This window comes from Enterobacter cloacae complex sp. SYL001, from assembly GCF_049237025.1.
GTDB classification, from domain to species: domain Bacteria; phylum Pseudomonadota; class Gammaproteobacteria; order Enterobacterales; family Enterobacteriaceae; genus Enterobacter; species Enterobacter intestinihominis.
Window position 1 is genome coordinate 31,361 of sequence record NZ_JBMKJI010000019.1, and the last position, 16,158, is coordinate 47,518.

The 16,158-nt window shown below is 56.6% G+C and carries 15 protein-coding genes; 3 read left to right on the top strand and 12 right to left on the bottom strand.

The window, feature by feature from the left end; translation table 11 throughout:
• Position 1 precedes the first annotated feature (1 nt).
• The 6 genes from tatA to udp form a co-directional block, all read right to left on the bottom strand.
• The gene (gene tatA, locus ACOTZP_RS16515; protein ID WP_022646676.1) at positions 2 to 256 is read right to left on the bottom strand and encodes a Sec-independent protein translocase subunit TatA; all 255 of its coding nucleotides are present in this window, start codon (positions 254 to 256) and stop codon (positions 2 to 4) included.
• 76 nt (positions 257 to 332) lie between these two features.
• Positions 333 to 1,973, bottom strand: a complete 1,641-nt coding sequence (gene ubiB / locus ACOTZP_RS16520) for a ubiquinone biosynthesis regulatory protein kinase UbiB (RefSeq protein ID WP_022646675.1) — start codon at positions 1,971 to 1,973, stop codon at positions 333 to 335.
• Complete coding sequence (gene ubiJ / locus ACOTZP_RS16525) at positions 1,970 to 2,575, bottom strand: ubiquinone biosynthesis protein UbiJ (protein WP_022646674.1); 606 nt, start codon at positions 2,573 to 2,575, stop codon at positions 1,970 to 1,972. Before ubiJ ends, ubiB begins: the two co-directional genes overlap by 4 nt.
• A 13-nt stretch (positions 2,576 to 2,588) precedes the next feature.
• Positions 2,589 to 3,344 (bottom strand): bifunctional demethylmenaquinone methyltransferase/2-methoxy-6-polyprenyl-1,4-benzoquinol methylase UbiE, encoded by a 756-nt coding sequence (gene ubiE / locus ACOTZP_RS16530; RefSeq protein WP_022646673.1) that lies wholly within the window; start codon positions 3,342 to 3,344, stop codon positions 2,589 to 2,591.
• A 66-nt stretch (positions 3,345 to 3,410) separates the two neighbouring features.
• On the bottom strand, positions 3,411 to 4,868 hold the full coding sequence (rmuC, locus tag ACOTZP_RS16535; protein ID WP_046621691.1) for a DNA recombination protein RmuC: 1,458 nt from the start codon (positions 4,866 to 4,868) through the stop codon (positions 3,411 to 3,413).
• A gap of 139 nt (positions 4,869 to 5,007) precedes the next feature.
• The gene (gene udp / locus ACOTZP_RS16540) at positions 5,008 to 5,769 is read right to left on the bottom strand and encodes a uridine phosphorylase (protein ID WP_003860792.1); all 762 of its coding nucleotides are present in this window, start codon (positions 5,767 to 5,769) and stop codon (positions 5,008 to 5,010) included.
• 259 nt (positions 5,770 to 6,028) lie between these two features.
• On the opposite strand from udp, the gene ACOTZP_RS16545 reads away from it, so the two are divergent.
• On the top strand, positions 6,029 to 6,835 hold the full coding sequence (locus ACOTZP_RS16545; protein ID WP_045621342.1) for a dienelactone hydrolase family protein: 807 nt from the start codon (positions 6,029 to 6,031) through the stop codon (positions 6,833 to 6,835).
• A gap of 47 nt (positions 6,836 to 6,882) precedes the next feature.
• Here the strand turns inward: ACOTZP_RS16545 and metE are convergent, their stop codons facing one another.
• Positions 6,883 to 9,144: a 5-methyltetrahydropteroyltriglutamate--homocysteine S-methyltransferase gene (gene metE / locus ACOTZP_RS16550; protein ID WP_271075119.1), complete on the bottom strand. Its 2,262-nt coding sequence runs from the start codon at positions 9,142 to 9,144 to the stop codon at positions 6,883 to 6,885.
• 115 nt (positions 9,145 to 9,259) lie between these two features.
• On the opposite strand from metE, the gene metR reads away from it, so the two are divergent.
• Positions 9,260 to 10,213, top strand: coding sequence for an HTH-type transcriptional regulator MetR (metR, locus tag ACOTZP_RS16555; protein WP_015570000.1), 954 nt, complete (start codon positions 9,260 to 9,262; stop codon positions 10,211 to 10,213).
• Here metR and ACOTZP_RS16560 read toward each other — a convergent pair.
• From ACOTZP_RS16560 to pldB, 3 genes are all read right to left on the bottom strand, one after another.
• Positions 10,101 to 11,000, bottom strand: coding sequence for a carboxylate/amino acid/amine transporter (locus ACOTZP_RS16560; RefSeq protein WP_045309031.1), 900 nt, complete (start codon positions 10,998 to 11,000; stop codon positions 10,101 to 10,103). The two genes, metR and ACOTZP_RS16560, sit on opposite strands and share 113 nt — an antisense overlap.
• A gap of 82 nt (positions 11,001 to 11,082) precedes the next feature.
• Complete coding sequence (gene yigL / locus ACOTZP_RS16565; protein ID WP_023299050.1) at positions 11,083 to 11,883, bottom strand: sugar/pyridoxal phosphate phosphatase YigL; 801 nt, start codon at positions 11,881 to 11,883, stop codon at positions 11,083 to 11,085.
• Between the two features lie 31 nt (positions 11,884 to 11,914).
• Positions 11,915 to 12,907, bottom strand: coding sequence for a lysophospholipase L2 (pldB, locus tag ACOTZP_RS16570; protein WP_022646668.1), 993 nt, complete (start codon positions 12,905 to 12,907; stop codon positions 11,915 to 11,917).
• 111 nt (positions 12,908 to 13,018) lie between these two features.
• Here pldB and rhtB point away from each other — a divergent pair, with 111 nt between their 5' ends.
• Positions 13,019 to 13,639: a homoserine/homoserine lactone efflux protein gene (gene rhtB / locus ACOTZP_RS16575; RefSeq protein ID WP_006812363.1), complete on the top strand. Its 621-nt coding sequence runs from the start codon at positions 13,019 to 13,021 to the stop codon at positions 13,637 to 13,639.
• Here the strand turns inward: rhtB and rhtC are convergent.
• Both rhtC and recQ read right to left on the bottom strand, forming a co-directional pair.
• On the bottom strand, positions 13,636 to 14,256 hold the full coding sequence (gene rhtC, locus ACOTZP_RS16580; RefSeq protein WP_006179256.1) for a threonine export protein RhtC: 621 nt from the start codon (positions 14,254 to 14,256) through the stop codon (positions 13,636 to 13,638). The genes rhtB and rhtC overlap by 4 nt on opposite strands.
• Positions 14,257 to 14,317: 61 nt before the next feature.
• On the bottom strand, positions 14,318 to 16,147 hold the full coding sequence (gene recQ / locus ACOTZP_RS16585; protein WP_032626543.1) for an ATP-dependent DNA helicase RecQ: 1,830 nt from the start codon (positions 16,145 to 16,147) through the stop codon (positions 14,318 to 14,320).
• Positions 16,148 to 16,158: the final 11 nt, after the last annotated feature.

Consider the following 16,158-nt stretch of genomic DNA (forward strand, 5'->3'; position numbering starts at 1 on the left):
ATTACACCTGCTCTTTATCGTGACGTTTGGCCTCTTCCTTTTTGGCTTCGTCCTGCTTATCGGCGATAGATTTAGCGGTAAAATCAGCGTCCTGACCGCTTTTTTCCTGCTTATTCTCATCATCGCTCATGGCTTTCTTGAAGCCTTTGATTGACGCGCCCAGGTCGGAACCAATTGATCCGAGTTTTTTCGTGCCGAACAGCAGCACAACGATGACGGCAATGATCACTAACTGCCAGATACTGATACCACCCATGCGTGTTCCCCAGTGATAGATGATTAATTAGTCAGATCGCATTATACGTATGCAATCTCTCGATAGCGACGCTAATTCAGCGTGTTTTTTGCCAGCCAGCAAGCCAGACAACCACACCGGCAGCCATAATCCAGGCTGGCATCATTTCCCAGTCCGGACGATTGATCAACAGCAACGTGCCGCTTATCAGCAGCGTCGCGCCAATTCCGAAGAGATAGCGGGACTGCCCCTGACGCACGCGACTGGATTGAAGCTCGTGCGCGATTTTATCCATGCTGTGCTGAAGGTTCTTGCTCTGACGCAAACTGTCGTAAACCAGTTCAGGAATTTCTGGCATTTTTTCAATCCAGAACGGGCCTTTCTCTTTAAGCGAGCGAACCAGGGCTGGAATACCGACCTGATCCTTAATCCAGGATTCGAGGAACGGTTTCGCGGTTTTCCACAAGTCTAACTGAGGATAGAGCTGGCGGCCTACGCCCTCAACGTAAAGTAATGTTTTCTGAAGTAAAACTAATTGTGGCTGCACTTCCATATTAAAACGGCGTGCGGTGTTGAACAGGTTGAGCAGAACATGCCCGAAAGAGATCTCTGAGAGCGGCTTTTCAAAAATTGGCTCACAGACGGTACGGATCGCAAATTCAAACTCTTCCACGTTGGTATCTGGCGGAACCCATCCTGAATCCACATGCAGTTCGGCCACCTTACGGTAGTCGCGATTGAAGAAAGCGATAAAGTTCTCGGCGAGATAACGCTTATCCTCTTTATTCAGCGAGCCGACAATACCGCAGTCGATGCCGATGTATTTCGGGTCTTCCGGGTGCTCATAGCTGACGAAAATGTTGCCCGGATGCATGTCAGCATGGAAGAAGCTGTCGCGGAAAACCTGAGTAAAGAAGACCTGCACGCCGCGCTCGGCCAGCAGCTTCATGTTGGTGCCCTGTTTTTCCAGCGCTACCACGTCCGAGACCGGGATGCCGTAGATACGTTCCATCACCATCATGTTCTGACTGCAATAGTCAGAATAGACTTCCGGAACATACAGCATCGGACTGTCTTCAAAGTTTCGACGCAGCTGAATGGCGTTCGCCGATTCACGCAGCAGGTTAAGTTCATCGATGAGCGTTTTTTCGTATTCCCGTACCACTTCCAGCGGACGCAGACGGCGGCCATCCGGCAACAGACGCGGCACCCAGCGAGCCAGGCGATAGATCAGCTTCATGTCCGCTCTGATAACCGGCAGGATATCAGGGCGAATCACCTTAATGACCACCTCTTTGCCATTCTCCTTCAGGCGCGCGGTGTGAACCTGCGCAATAGAGGCAGAGGCCAGAGGCTGAATGTCGAAATCATCAAACCAGGTCTCGATGGGGATATTGCCCATCGCTTCTTCGATTTGTTTCTTCGCTCTCTCTCCGTCAAACGGAGCGACGCGGTCCTGCAATAGCGCGAGCTGATCGGCAATCTGCGGCGGGAAAAGGTCGCGACGCGTTGAGAGCATCTGCCCAAACTTGATCCAGACCGGTCCCAGCTCCTGCAACGCAAGACGCAGGCGTGCGCCCAGCTCCTGATCCTTATGGCGATTCGGCATCCAGAACAGCGTGCGACGCCAAAGCCGAAGCGGCAGGGTGATACGCATTCTGGGGATAAGCTCGTCGAGCCCGTAGCTCAAAAAGGTGCGAACGATAAAATAGAGGCGCCGAATTTCACCAGGCGTCATTTGCCCTCCAGTTTTTCAAGCCGTTTGGTTAACGCATCAACTGCGCGCTCAACTGCCGCGGTCTCTTCTGCAAACCAGGCGACTTCTAAAGGCCCAGGCGCCATACGCCACTCTTCGGTCAGCACCTCGGCAGCATAGCGCTGTTGACGGAGCAGGCCTTTACGCAGGAAAGTGGAACCCGTGCGCAGCGTTTTGCTTATCCCTTCAGCCGCGATGTCGCCGATATAGGGCGCCAGCAGTTCCGCGGGGTCAAATTCAGCCTGATCGCTGAGTGCAACGAAGTTCTGTACCACCTGAATATCGCCCTCGACCTCCAGCTCACCGCTGCGAATAAGCGCCGTCATCTGCTGACGGTCACGCAGTTTTGGCAATACGCTCATGTGCGTAATCACCGAGCAGTCAGCCTCGCCTTCCCACTCCCCCAGAACGTCAAGCTGGCGTTCGCTGAAGACCAGCACAAGCGGCGTCGAGAACTCTTTTAAAACGATACGCAGCACCTTTCCGTTAAGCCGCTGACGTGCGGTTTTCAGCGCCGGGGCGCGATACAGAAAGGCATTCAGTACATTCTCGATGCCTGCGGTGACTAAGGGTTTAATGGGCACGGGAAACCTCCACTCAGAACTTGTAACCACGATGCAGCGCGACGACACCCGCCGTCATATTGAAGTATTCCACGTTTTCAAACTCCGCATCCTGCATCATCGCTTTCAGCGTGTCCTGATCCGGGTGCATTCGGATGGATTCGGCCAGATAACGGTAACTTTCTGCATCGTTTGCCACCAGCTCGCCGATGCGCGGCAGAACGTGGAAGGAATAGGCATCGTAAGCTTTGCTCAGCGGGTCGATAATCGGTTTAGAAAACTCAAGTACCAGCAGTCGGCCACCCGGCTTCAGCACGCGGTACATAGAGCGCAGCGCTTTATCTTTATCGGTCACGTTACGCAGGCCGAAGGAGATGGTGATGCAGTCGAACGTATTGTCCGGGAACGGCAGCGCTTCGGCGTTGGCCTGAACATATTCAACGTTGCCTACCACGCCGATGTTACGCAGCTTTTCGCGTCCCATTTTCAGCATGGAGTCGTTGATATCTGCCAGCACCACGCGACCAGTTTCGCCAACCAGACGGGAGAATTTAGCGGTCAGATCCCCTGTGCCGCCGGCTAAATCCAGCACCTTTTGTCCACGGCGCACGCCGCTGCAATCAATAGTGAAGCGCTTCCACAAGCGATGAATGCCAAACGACATCAAATCATTCATCACATCGTACTTCGCCGCCACGGAATGAAATACGTGGGCCACCATGTCAGCTTTCTGCGCTTTGGCGACAGTCTGAAAGCCAAAGTGCGTTGTGTCTTGTGAATCGTCAACCATCTCAGAGCCTGCTAATCAGTCAAATGTTCGTGAAGTGTAACAGATTGGGCGCATTTGCCCTACGTTTCAACCACCGCGAAAGAAACGCGCCGACTGCGCTTCGGGGGATAAACTCGCCGCTAACCCATTGTCTTCATTGCGGCTATTTTGCTCACCGTCGCCTTCACGCAGACGAAACTCTTCGTCCTGAGCCGTAGCCTGCTCCACCAGTTCCGGATTAATCTCGCGTTTAACTTCCACCCCCAGGCTGCGAAACGCCTCCGCCTGCGCCAGCAAATTGCCGCGCCCGGAGGAGAGTTTTTTCATCGCCTGGCGGTAGTTATCCTGCGCGCGATCCAGGCTTTGCCCCACCGAGGACATATCGTCCACAAACAGCCGCATTTTGTCGTACAGCTTGCTGGCGCGATCGGCAATCTGCTGCGCGTTTCGGCTTTGGTGCTCATAACGCCACAGGTTGGCAATGGTACGTAACGCCACCAGCAGCGTGGTGGGGCTGACCAGCATAATGTTATTTTTCAGCGCTTCGGTGATCAGTTCGGGCTGTCTGTCGAGCGCCAGCAGGAAGGCTGGCTCAACCGGAATGAACATCAGCACATAATCCAGCGATCGCAGCCCCGGCAACTGTTGATAATCTTTTCTGCCCAGCAGACGGATATGGTTACGCACGGAGGCGATATGCTCCTGCAACGCTGTCTCGCGGGTATAGTCATCTTCCGCGTTGAAGTAGCGCTCATAGGCCACCAGCGTCATTTTGGCGTCGATAACCACATCTTTACCCTGCGGCAGACGAACAATGACATCCGGCTGCATTCGCGAGCGCGCATCGTTTTCAATGCTGACCTGCGTTTCGTATTCGTATCCTTCACGCAGGCCAGAGGCCTCCAGCACGCGCGTCATGACCACTTCGCCCCAGTTTCCCTGCGCTTTGTTATCACCTTTCAGTGCGCGCGTCAGGTTAACCGCCTCCTGAGCCATCTGCGCATTCAGCTGCTGGAGATTACGGATCTCATGCGCCAGCGTGTGGCGCTCGCGAGCCTCCTGACCAAAGCTGTCCTGCACCTGACGGCGAAAGCCGTCCAGCTGTTCACGCAGCGGCGTCAGCAGGCTGTTCAGGCTCTGGCGGTTCTGCTCATCCACGCGGCGATTGCTGTGCTCAAAAATGCGGTTCGCAAGGTTCTCAAACTGCTCGCTAAGACGCTGCTCGCTGTTGATCATCTGACGGATTTTGTCTTCGGCGTGCAGTTGGGTGGATTCAAGGCGGGTGGTCACTTCCCGGAGATCGGCCTCCAGCGAGGTGTTAATGTCGCGCAGATTGCGCAGTTCGTTATTGAGCAGTTCACACTCATCGCGCCAGTGGTCACACAGCGCAAGCTGTTGTTTCGTCGCGCTGAGTTCGGCGACGATCTCTTCGCGCTCTGCCAGCTGATCGGCTTTCTGCTGAGCATGTTGGTAGCCGCAAATGAGCCAGCCAATCCCCACGCTCACCAGCGCAACTACCGCATAAACCAGGATTGAGATATCCACAATGCCCCCTGCATCCACGTGTAACCCGCACAAAATAGAATTGTGCTGTATGAACGTCCAGTTTGAAAGGGTTTTCCTGCGAGGCGTTACGCAAAAAAGAAAGGCCGAGCATGTCGGCCTTTTAGCACTGAAGAGAGAATTAGATCAGACGGCGCGCCGCTTCAACCACGATTTTCACCGCATGGCTTTCAGTCTGCTTCATGGTTTCAGCGTTCGGGATCTCCTGCTGGGTACGGTTGACGATAACGCCCGCCACCATACCGGCACGCAGACCCTGGCTTGCGCACATGGTCAGCAGCGTCGCAGATTCCATTTCGTAGTTCATGACGCCCATCGACTGCCACTCTTCCATTGAGCCTTTGAAACGGCTCACCACGCGACCAGAGAAGGTGTCGTAACGCTCCTGGCCCGGGTAGAAGGTATCGGAAGAGGCAGTGACGCCCACGTGGGTGGTGGCGCCCACGGACTTCGCGGCTTCAACCAGCGCGGTGGTGCATTCGAAATCAGCCACTGCCGGGAATTCCATCGGTGCAAAGTGCAGGCTTGCCCCGTCCAGACGCACGGATGCGGTGGTAACCAGCACGTCGCCCACGTTGATGTGCGGCTGAATGGCGCCTGTGGTGCCAATGCGCAGGAAAGTACGAATGCCCAGCTGTGCCAGCTCTTCAACGGCGATAGAGGTAGACGGGCCACCGATACCGGTAGAGCACACGATCACCGCTTTACCGTCCAGCTCTGCGCGCCAGGTGGTGAATTCGCGATGCGCTGCCAGCTTAACCGGCTTATCCATCAGCGCGGCGATCTTTTCCACACGCTCAGGATCGCCAGGGACGATAGCAAGCGTAGCCCCTTGTAAATCGTTTTTAGTGAGGCCGAGATGAAAAACATCAGACTTAGACATAGGTGACTCCTCTGTGGGTCGGTTTGTCAGAAGAAGTAAAACGGTACTTTACAGAAGCAATGTGCATTATTTCGTGACACACCTCACCATGAATGAAAATGATTGCAGTTAATTTCCATAAAATGGTGATTCACATCACATTAACAAGTTATATCGCCGGGTGCTGCACAAAAGATAGACGCTATAAGGCACTGTGGGTTGTTAACCTGGTGTCTATATTTATCTTTGCGCTAATCCATTCATTGGTACGGAGAATGCCATGACTGAAAAAATCGGTTTTGCACCTGCTGCGGCCCCGCATGCTTCAACCATCGTCTCAACCCCTGAAGAGGCCATTACCGCAGGCGAGACCTCCATTCCCTCCCAGGGAGAGAACATGCCAGCGTACCACGCGAGGCCAAAATCCGCCGATGGCCCGCTGCCCATCGTGATCGTGGTGCAGGAAATATTTGGCGTTCATGAACATATTCGCGACCTCTGCCGCCGTCTGGCGCTGGAGGGTTACCTGGCCGTTGCGCCGGAACTCTATTTCCGTCAGGGCGATCCGAATGATTACAGCGACATCCCGACGCTGTTCAGCAACCTGGTCAGCAAAGTGCCGGACGCGCAGGTGCTGGCCGATCTCGACCACGTTGCCAGCTGGGCAGCGCGCAACGGTGGCGATGCGCATCGTCTGATGGTGACTGGCTTCTGTTGGGGCGGACGCATTAGCTGGTTGTACGCCGCGCATAACCCGCAGCTAAAAGCGGCCGTGGCCTGGTACGGCAAGCTGGTGGGTGAAAAAACGCTGAATTCACCAAAGCAACCTGTTGATATTGCCACGGATTTAAATGCGCCTGTGTTGGGGCTCTATGGCGGTCAGGATACCGGGATCCCGCTTGATACGGTCGAGACCATGCGCCATGCGTTGCGCGCAGCAAACGCGAAGGCGGAAATTGTGGTGTATCCGGAAGCCGGGCACGCCTTTAATGCCGATTATCGTCCGAGCTATCACGCGGAATCGGCGAAAGATGGCTGGCAGCGGATGCTGACATGGTTTAGCCAGTACGGCGGGAAAAAAGCGTAAAAGCAAAAAGCCCGGTGGCGGCTACGCCTGACCGGGCCTACATTTCATCAAGCCTGACGCAAATTCTGCGCCGCCTGCACCATGTTCGCCAGCGCCGCGCGGGTTTCAGGCCAGCCACGGGTTTTCAGGCCGCAGTCCGGGTTTACCCACAGACGTTCCGCCGGGATGCGCTGGGCCGCTTTTTGCAGCAGCGATTCAATCCACTCCACGCTTGGCACATTCGGGGAGTGAATGTCGTACACGCCCGGCCCGATTTCGTTCGGGTAGTCGAACTCTTCGAACGACTCCAGCAGTTCCATGTCTGAACGCGAGGTCTCGATGGTGATCACATCGGCGTCGAGCGCGGCAATGGAGTCCATGATGTCGTTAAATTCGCAGTAACACATGTGGGTGTGGATCTGCGTATCGTCCTTCGCGACGGCCGCGTTGAGGCGGAACGCCTCCACGCCCCACTGTAAGTAAGCATCCCAGTCGCTGCGACGCAGCGGCAAACCTTCACGCAGCGCAGGTTCGTCGATCTGAATGATGCCAATCCCGGCCGCTTCCAGATCCGCAACTTCATCGCGCAGCGCCAGGGCGATCTGTTTGGCGATGGTTTCCCGGGTTACGTCTTCACGCGGGAACGACCAGCAGAGAATGGTCACCGGACCCGTCAGCATGCCTTTTACCGGTTTGTCGGTCAGAGACTGGGCATACTTCGCCCACTCCACGGTAATCGCTTCCGGGCGGCTGACGTCGCCGATTACCACCGGCGGCTTCACGCAGCGGGAGCCGTAGCTCTGCACCCAACCGTTCTGGGTAAAGACAAACCCGTCCAGGTGCTCACCGAAGTATTCCACCATGTCGTTACGCTCGGCTTCACCGTGCACCAGCACGTCCAGACCTAAACGTTCCTGCTCGATAATCGCCTGTTTGATGTGTTCCGCAATACCGGTGCGGTAGTGATTCGCATCCAGATTGCCCTTTTTGAAGTCCAGGCGCAGGCTGCGGATCTCGGTAGTCTGCGGGAAGGAGCCGATTGTCGTGGTCGGCCACGCGGGCAGGTTAAAGCGCGCACGCTGGGCTTCGGCGCGCACTTCATACGGGCTCTGGCGCTGGCTGTCCCGGGCGGTGATGGCCGCCAGACGTTTTTCCACTGCCGGGTTATGCACGCGCGTCGAGTGACGGCGCGCCTGGATCGGAGCGCTCCAGTCGCTAATCGCTGCCGTGTCGCCGCTGTTCAACGCGTCGCGCAGCAGAGCCAGCTCCTCACACTTTTGCAGGGCGAAGGCAAACCAGCTTTTCACCTCAGGGTCGAGTCGGGTCTCCACGCTCAGGTCAATCGGGCTATGCAGCAGGGAACAGGAAGAGGCCACCCACAATTCACGTTTACCGACTATGTCTTTAATTTGTGCATATTTCTCGGTGAGATCGGCACGCCAGACGTTACGACCATTCACCAGACCGGCAGAGAGCAGCCAGTCCACTGGCAGACGCTTGTGCAACTCTGCTACATCGTCTTTGCCGTGAACGAGGTCAACGTGCAGACCCTGAATCGGCAGCGCGGTAATGGTTTTCAGGTTGGGCGTGACGCCTTCGAAGTAGGTGGTCAGCAGCAGCTTCACCTGCCCGGTGAGTGCGTTATACGCCGGTTTGAAGGCGTCCAGCCACGCCTGCGGCAGCTCAAGCACCAGCGCCGGTTCATCGATTTGCACCCACTGAATGCCGCGTTTGCCCAGCTCAATCAGCACCTGCTTATAAACCGGCAGAATGTCGTTCAGCAGGCTGAGGCGGTCGAACTGTTCACCTTTCACTTTGCCCAGCCACAGGTAGGTTATCGGCCCCAGCAGCACGGGTTTCACCTTGTGACCCAGCGCCAGCGCTTCGTCCACTTCATCCAGAAGCTGGGTCCAGGTCAGTTTGAACTGCTGGCCTTTAACGAACTCCGGCACCATATAGTGATAGTTGGTGTTGAACCACTTGGTCATTTCCGCCGCTGCCGCTGGCTCACCCGTTGGCGCGCGGCCACGGCCGATGCGGAACAGGGTATCGATATCCACCGATCCATCGTTGTTCTGATGACGAGCCGGCACGTTGCCAAGCAGCAGGCTGGTGGTCAGAACATGGTCGTACCAGGCGAAATCGCCCACCGGCAGCAGGTCAATGCCCGCCTGTTTTTGCTGATCCCAGTGACGCGCGCGCAGCTCACGTCCCACCGCCAGCAGTTCTTCACGGGTGGCGTTACCTGCCCAGTAGCTTTCTTGCGCTTTTTTTAGCTCGCGACGCAGGCCAACGCGAGGGAAACCGAGAGTGTGAGTGCGGATTGTCATGGTATGCCCCTTGTGAAATTCGTTATTTAGACGTCCAGATGTTTACACATCTATAATTGGCAGGTACTGTATATTCCTCAAGCGCAAAATGTTCATGGCGAAGTGAAGGACTTTCATGATCGAGATAAAACACCTGAAAACGCTACAAGCGTTGCGGAACTGCGGTTCTCTTGCGGCGGCAGCGGCCACGCTGCACCAGACTCAGTCTGCCCTTTCTCACCAGTTCAGCGATCTGGAACAACGCCTCGGCTTTCGTCTTTTTGTGCGTAAGAGCCAGCCTTTGCGCTTTACGCCGCAGGGCGAAATTTTGCTTCAGCTGGCGAACCAGGTGCTGCCGCAGATTGCCAGCGCGTTGCAGTCCTGTAACGAGCCGCAGCAGACCACCCTGCGCATCGCCATTGAGTGTCACAGCTGTATTCAGTGGCTGACCCCAGCGCTTGAGAATTTCCGCCAGAAGTGGCCGCAGGTGGAGATGGACTTCAAGTCCGGCGTCACGTTTGATCCGCAGCCGTCGCTTCAGCAGGGTGAGCTGGATCTGGTGATGACCTCAGATATTCTGCCGCGCAGCGGTCTGCACTATTCGCCAATGTTTGATTTTGAGGTGCGTCTGGTGCTGGCCCCGGACCATCCGCTGGCCGCCAAGACGCGTATCACGCCGGAAGATCTGGCAACGGAGACGCTGCTGATTTACCCGGTACAGCGCAGTCGTCTGGATATCTGGCGCCATTTCCTGCAACCCGCGGGCATCAGCCCACAGCTGAAAAGCGTGGATAACACGCTGCTGTTAATTCAGATGGTCGCGGCCAGAATGGGAATTGCGGCGCTGCCGCACTGGGTGGTCGAGACGGTTGAACGCCAGGGTCTGGTGGTTACCAAAACCCTGGGTGAAGGACTGTGGAGCCGGCTGTACGCCGCCGTGCGCGACGGCGAGCAGCGTCAGCCGATTACGGAAGCGTTTATTCGCTCAGCGCGGAACCACGCGTGCGACCATCTTCCGTTTGTGCGGAGCGCGGAGCGACCCAGCGGCGATGTACCCACAGCGAAGCCAGGATCACCGTTCCCCCAATAAGGAAACTCGGCCAGTGCGGCTGTTCCTGCCAGATGGCGAGGTTCACCAGTAGCCCCGCCGGCACGTGCACGTTGTTCATGATCCCCAGCGTTCCGGCGTCTACCTGCGTCGCGCCGTAGTTCCACATAAAGTAGCCCAGCCCCGAGGCCACCACGCCCAGCCAGACCAGAACGCTCCACTGCACGGTGGTGGTCGGCAGCTTTTGCGGGTTGCCGAGCATAAACCATGCCGCAATCGCGACAATCGCCGCGCCCATATAGAACCACGCAAACGCGTTATGCTGCGGCATCGGGCGGGTCTCCATCAGGCGTTTGTAGCCCACCATCCCGATGGCGAAGCTGATATTGGCGAGCTGGACGAACATCAGCCCGGTCCAGAAGTGATCGCTCACCTTGTCATAGCGAATTATCGCCGCGCCAATGACTGCCAGCGCCGCGCTCAGCAGATATCCCCAGCGCAGGCGGCGCCTGCTGAGCAGGTCGTAAATCAGCGTGATATAGAGCGGCGTGAGCACGGTAAAGAGCAGAAATTCCGAGACGGAGAGGTAGACGTAAGCCCGGAAGCTGAACAGGTACATGATGCCGAGCTGCATCGCGCCCACCAGCATATACAGCAGAATGGTTTTCAGCGATTGCCCGCGGGTACGCAGGAACGGCAGGAACACCAGCGCCGCCAGCCCCACACGCATCAGCACCGAAAAGTAGCTGTCGACCGATCCGGCAAGGTATTCGCCAATCAGGCTAAAGGAGAAGGCCCACAGGATAGTGGTGATAATGAGTAGCGCCACAATGCTTGTCTCTCAGAAAGAAGGAGAGGCATTGTAGCGAACTCTTTAGTTGACATCTGAACAATAAATAATCAAATGAAGATTATTCAAGGAACAGTTTGCGCAAATACTTAGGTACCGCGTTGTCTGCGTTGGTGCCAATCACTTCCAGCTCCGGGTGCAGATCTTTCAGGCGCTGGTGCGCGTTCTGCATGATGCAGCCTTTGCCCGCCATGGAGAGCATCTCGGCATCGTTCATGCCATCGCCGAACGCGATGCAGTCTTTCAGATCAAAGCCCAGACGCTTCGCGACCGCTTCCAGCGCGTGACCTTTGGACACCCCGCCCGCCATCACTTCCAGACAAGTCAGCGTGGAGAAGCTCACGTTCACGCGGTCTCCCCAGCGGGCGTTGATCGCCTGCTCCAGCGGAAGCAGCGCTTCGTGACTTTCGCAGGTAAAGAACACCTTGCTGATCCCTTCAGGATCCAGCAAACCCGGTTCATACAGGGAGTAGTTGAAGACGGCTTCCTTGAAGAAACGCATTTCGTCCGGGCGATGACGGTTCATAAACCACTCGTCGTCGCGGTAAACGTTAGTGACGATATCCGGGTTGTTATGCACAATGCCGAACAAATCAGTGGCGATGTCGCGATCGAGATTGTGGGTAAAAATCAGGTTGCCGTCCGTGTCGTGTACGCGCGCACCGTTGGAGGTGATCATGTACGACTTGATCTCCAGGTTATCGCGGATCTGCCCCACGTCCACGTGGTGGCGGCCGGTGGCGAACACAAAGTTCACGCCACGGGCAGTCAGGAGTTTTAAGGTCTCTTTCGCATAAGGCGACAGTGTGTGGTCGGGGGAAAGCAGCGTGCCATCTAAATCAGATGCAACAACCTGGTACATAGGGATTTCAACCTCTGGTGGAAAACAATAATCAGTTATGCCTGTTGAAAAATTCAACAATGGCGTTGAGCGCGACTGAGCGCATAGCGTCCTTTTCAAAAAGGATCTCATGGTACGCACCGTTGATGACCAGCGGTTTACCCCCTTCACAGGGATGGCCCGCCGCGGCGCGAAGTTCACAATAGCGGTCATGCATGCGGTTATCCACCACACGCTCTTCTTCCGCCTGGATCAGGAGCGTCGGCGTGTCATCATCGCCTACGCCCGCCAGCACCTGCTCACCGGCATGAATACCTTCCCGCACCCAGTGCCAGGTGGGGCCGCCGACCCGCAGACGCGGTTCATCGGCATAAAAACGCAGGTTGCGGCGATAACGCTGCCGACTGTGGGTTAACACGTTGATGGCAAACGGCAACGCCCGCCAGCGTCCTGTTCCTATGGCATAGCCTTCACGAATGCGCTGATGGCCCTCAGCCCAGTCGAGAAGATGGCGCACCATCCAGTCAGGAAAACGTATCACAATGCCGTACATCGGCGCGGTCAGCGCAATGGCGTCGCACTGGTGCTTATGGCGCTGCAAAAACAACGTCGAGATCGCGCCCCCCATGGAGTGGGCAAGAATATAACGCTTGCGCCACGGTCCGGGCTGCACTTCCTGCTGCCAGAACGCGGCCAGATCGTCGACGTAATCGCTGAAGTTATCCACGTGGCCGCGATGGGTATCCGGCAGCATCCGGCCGGAAAGCCCCTGCCCGCGATGGTCGATAATTAACACATCAAAGCCCAGATGGAACAGGTCATACGCCAGCTCGGCATATTTGATATAGCTTTCGATGCGCCCGGGGCAAACCACAATCACCCGGTCATTTTTTTCATCATGGAAACGAACGAAGCGTACCGGGATATCCCCGACGCCCATAAACTCATCTTCCTCACGCTGGCGCCAGAAATCGGTCAGCGGCCCCATGGAGAAAGCAGCAAATGCGTTTTCTCGTGTTTCCCAGTCCTTTTTCTGCTGAAACATTGGGTTTCCACCCCCCGTAATTCAGGGAATATCGTTTTTTTCGTCACCGGTCACAAAATGACTCAACAATAGCGTATTGTGGCATAAAAACAGACGATCCGGGAGTTTCAAATGACCTTCGAGTGGTGGTTCGCTTACCTGCTGACATCCATCATCCTCAGCCTTTCACCTGGCTCGGGCGCAATCAACACCATGACCACCTCCATTAATCACGGCTATCGCGGCGCGGCGGCGTCAATTGCCGGTTTACAGACAGGGCTTGGCATTCACATTGTGCTGGTGGGGATTGGTCTGGGCACGCTGTTCTCCCGTTCGGTGCTGGCCTTCGAGGTGCTGAAATGGGCTGGCGCAGCGTATCTTATCTGGCTGGGTATTCAACAGTGGCGCGCCGCAGGCTCGATTGATCTGCATACGCTCTCCCGGACGCAAACACGCGGCCACCTGTTTAAGCGCGCGGTATTCGTTAACCTGACCAACCCGAAAAGCATTGTGTTCCTCGCCGCCCTGTTCCCGCAGTTTATCGTGCCGCATCAGCCCCAGGTGATGCAGTACGTGGTGCTGGGCGCGACCACCATTATTGTCGATATCATTGTGATGATTGGTTACGCGACGCTGGCGCAGCGAATTGCGGCGTGGATCAAAGGGCCTAAGCAGATGAAGGCCCTGAACAAAGTCTTTGGTTCGCTGTTTATGCTGGTTGGCGCGCTGCTTGCGTCAGCGCGTCATGCTTAGCGAGAAATGATGAGATGAATGCCGAAGCCGGCGAACAGTGCGCCGGCAAAGCCGTCGATCCACTTCGCGATGCGCTGGTAGCCGCGACGCATCGCCGGTAAAGCAAACAGGCTTGCCACAACGGTAAACCAGGCGAACGTCTCAACAACGATTAGCAGGAAGATCCCCCAGCGCGCGCCCGCACCGACGTTATCCCCCACAAACAGCGAGAACACAGAGCCGAAGTAAATAATCGCTTTCGGGTTCGCCAGGTTAGTCAGCAGCCCTTTCACAAAGCTACGGCCACCCGTTGCCAGCTCAACCTTTGGCTCTTCCGGCTTTTTCTCTTCTTTCTTCAGCGCCCCGCGCAGCATCTGGTAGCCCATCCAGCACAGGTACAGACCGCCGCCAACCATGATGATGTTATGCAGCCACGCCATTTTCGCCAGGATCAGGTTCAGACCAAGCAGCGCAACCGCCGCCCAGACCATAACGCCCATGGTGATACCGAGCACACCCATCATCGCCTCTTTGCGGGAGCGGCTGACGGCCGTTTGTGACACGAAGAAGAAGTCAGGGCCAGGGCTCATCAGCGCAACGATGTGCACTAACGCCACGGTGAGAAATAGCATTAACATAATTAGCTCGCGGGGAAATAATGTAGTGAGTCATCATCCTGGCACTTTTTCGCCCGGCTGACTACTCCTCATCATCACCATCAGCGTGGGAACGGATAAGCGCCATAAACTCTTTACCAAAGCGCTCCAGTTTGCGCGTGCCGACGCCGTTGACGCTGAGCATCTCGCTGGCGCTGAGTGGCATTTGCTCGGCCATCTCGATCAGCGTCGCGTCATTGAACACCACGTATGGCGGGATGTTCTCTTCATCGGCAATGGCTTTACGCAGCTTGCGCAGCTTGGCGAACAGCTTGCGATCGTAGTTGCCGCCGTAGGATTTCTGCATCACGCGCGGCTTCAGGGCGACGACGCGCGGAACGGCGAGCTTCAGTTCAACCTCACCACGCAGGACCGGTCGCGCCGCTTCGGTAAGCTGAAGCGCAGAGTGCTGAGCAATATTTTGCGTGGCAAAGCCGAGATGGATCAGCTGGCGGATGATGCTTACCCAGTGCTCGTGGCTCTGGTCTTTCCCGATGCCGTAAACCGGGAGCTTGTCGTGCCCCATGTCGCGGATACGCTGGTTGTTAGCCCCGCGCAGCACTTCGACGACGTAGCCCATCCCAAAGCGCTGGTTCACGCGTCCGATAGTCGAGAGCGCTTTGCGCGCGTCCATCAGACCGTCGTACTGCTTCGGCGGGTCGAGGCAGATATCGCAGTTGCCGCACGGCGCCTGACGCCCTTCACCAAAGTAGTTGAGCAGCACCAGACGGCGGCAGGTTTGCGCTTCGGCGAAGGCACCCATCGCGTTAAGCTTGTGGCGTTCGATATCCTGCAACTGCCCCTGCGGTTTCTCCTCGAGACAGCGGCGCAGCCACGCCATATCCGCCGGATCGTAAAACAGCATCGCTTCCGCAGGCAGGCCATCACGCCCGGCGCGGCCGGTTTCCTGATAGTAGGATTCGATATTGCGCGGGATATCAAAGTGCACCACAAAGCGCACGTTAGGCTTGTTGATCCCCATCCCGAACGCCACCGTTGCGACCACGATTTGCAGGTCGTCGCGCTGGAATTTTTCCTGAACGTCGGCGCGGATGTGGTTTTCTAACCCGGCATGGTATGCCGCCGCGCTAAAGCCGCGATTTTGCAGACGCGCAGCGGTGTCTTCCACCTTCGCGCGGCTGTTGCAGTAGATGATGCCGGACTTGCCGCGCTGCTCCTGCACGTAGCGCAGGAGCTGATCCAGCGGCTTGAATTTTTCCATCAGCATATAGCGGATGTTCGGCCGGTCGAAGCTGCTGACCTGAATATAGGGGTCTTTCAGCCCCAGCAGGCGAACGATATCCTGACGCGTGGTGTCATCCGCCGTGGCGGTAAGCGCCATAAACGGCAGCTCAGGGAAGCGCTGACGCAGCTGGCCGAGGGCGGCATATTCCGGGCGGAAATCGTGCCCCCACTGGGAGATACAGTGCGCTTCATCCACCGCCAGCAGCACCGGGTTCCAGTGCGCCAGGTGGTCGAGGAAGTTGTCCAGCATCAGGCGCTCTGGCGCGATATACAGCAGGCGGATCTGCCCGGTGCGGCACCCGGCCATCACCTCTTGCTGCTGCTCGCGGGTTTGCGTCGAGTTAAGACAGGCCGCCGCCACGCCGTTGGCAAGCAGCTGGTCGACCTGGTCTTTCATCAGGGAAATAAGGGGGGAGACCACAACCGTCAGGCCATTAAGTACCAGCGCGGGCACCTGATAGCAGAGCGATTTTCCGCCGCCGGTCGGCATGACCACCAGGCAATCGCGGCCTTCCAGCACGGTTTCAATGATGGTTTCCTGGCCAGGACGGAACTGCTGGTAGCCAAAGGTTTCATGCAAAACCTGTTTAGCCAGCGATTCCTGATTCAATACTTCCGCCTGCGCCACGTTAACCCCAT

Coding starts and splice junctions, on each gene's coding strand:
- metR (WP_015570000.1), top strand. CDS start 9,260: ATGATCGAGATAAAACACCTGAAAACGCTACAAGCGTTGCGGAACTGC.
- ubiE (WP_022646673.1), bottom strand. CDS start 3,344: ATGGTTGACGATTCACAAGACACAACGCACTTTGGCTTTCAGACTGTC.
- pldB (WP_022646668.1), bottom strand. CDS start 12,907: ATGTTTCAGCAGAAAAAGGACTGGGAAACACGAGAAAACGCATTTGCT.
- tatA (WP_022646676.1), bottom strand. CDS start 256: ATGGGTGGTATCAGTATCTGGCAGTTAGTGATCATTGCCGTCATCGTT.
- rhtC (WP_006179256.1), bottom strand. CDS start 14,256: ATGTTAATGCTATTTCTCACCGTGGCGTTAGTGCACATCGTTGCGCTG.
- ubiB (WP_022646675.1), bottom strand. CDS start 1,973: ATGACGCCTGGTGAAATTCGGCGCCTCTATTTTATCGTTCGCACCTTT.
- rhtB (WP_006812363.1), top strand. CDS start 13,019: ATGACCTTCGAGTGGTGGTTCGCTTACCTGCTGACATCCATCATCCTC.
- metE (WP_271075119.1), bottom strand. CDS start 9,144: ATGACAATCCGCACTCACACTCTCGGTTTCCCTCGCGTTGGCCTGCGT.
- udp (WP_003860792.1), bottom strand. CDS start 5,769: ATGTCTAAGTCTGATGTTTTTCATCTCGGCCTCACTAAAAACGATTTA.
- ACOTZP_RS16545 (WP_045621342.1), top strand. CDS start 6,029: ATGACTGAAAAAATCGGTTTTGCACCTGCTGCGGCCCCGCATGCTTCA.
- yigL (WP_023299050.1), bottom strand. CDS start 11,883: ATGTACCAGGTTGTTGCATCTGATTTAGATGGCACGCTGCTTTCCCCC.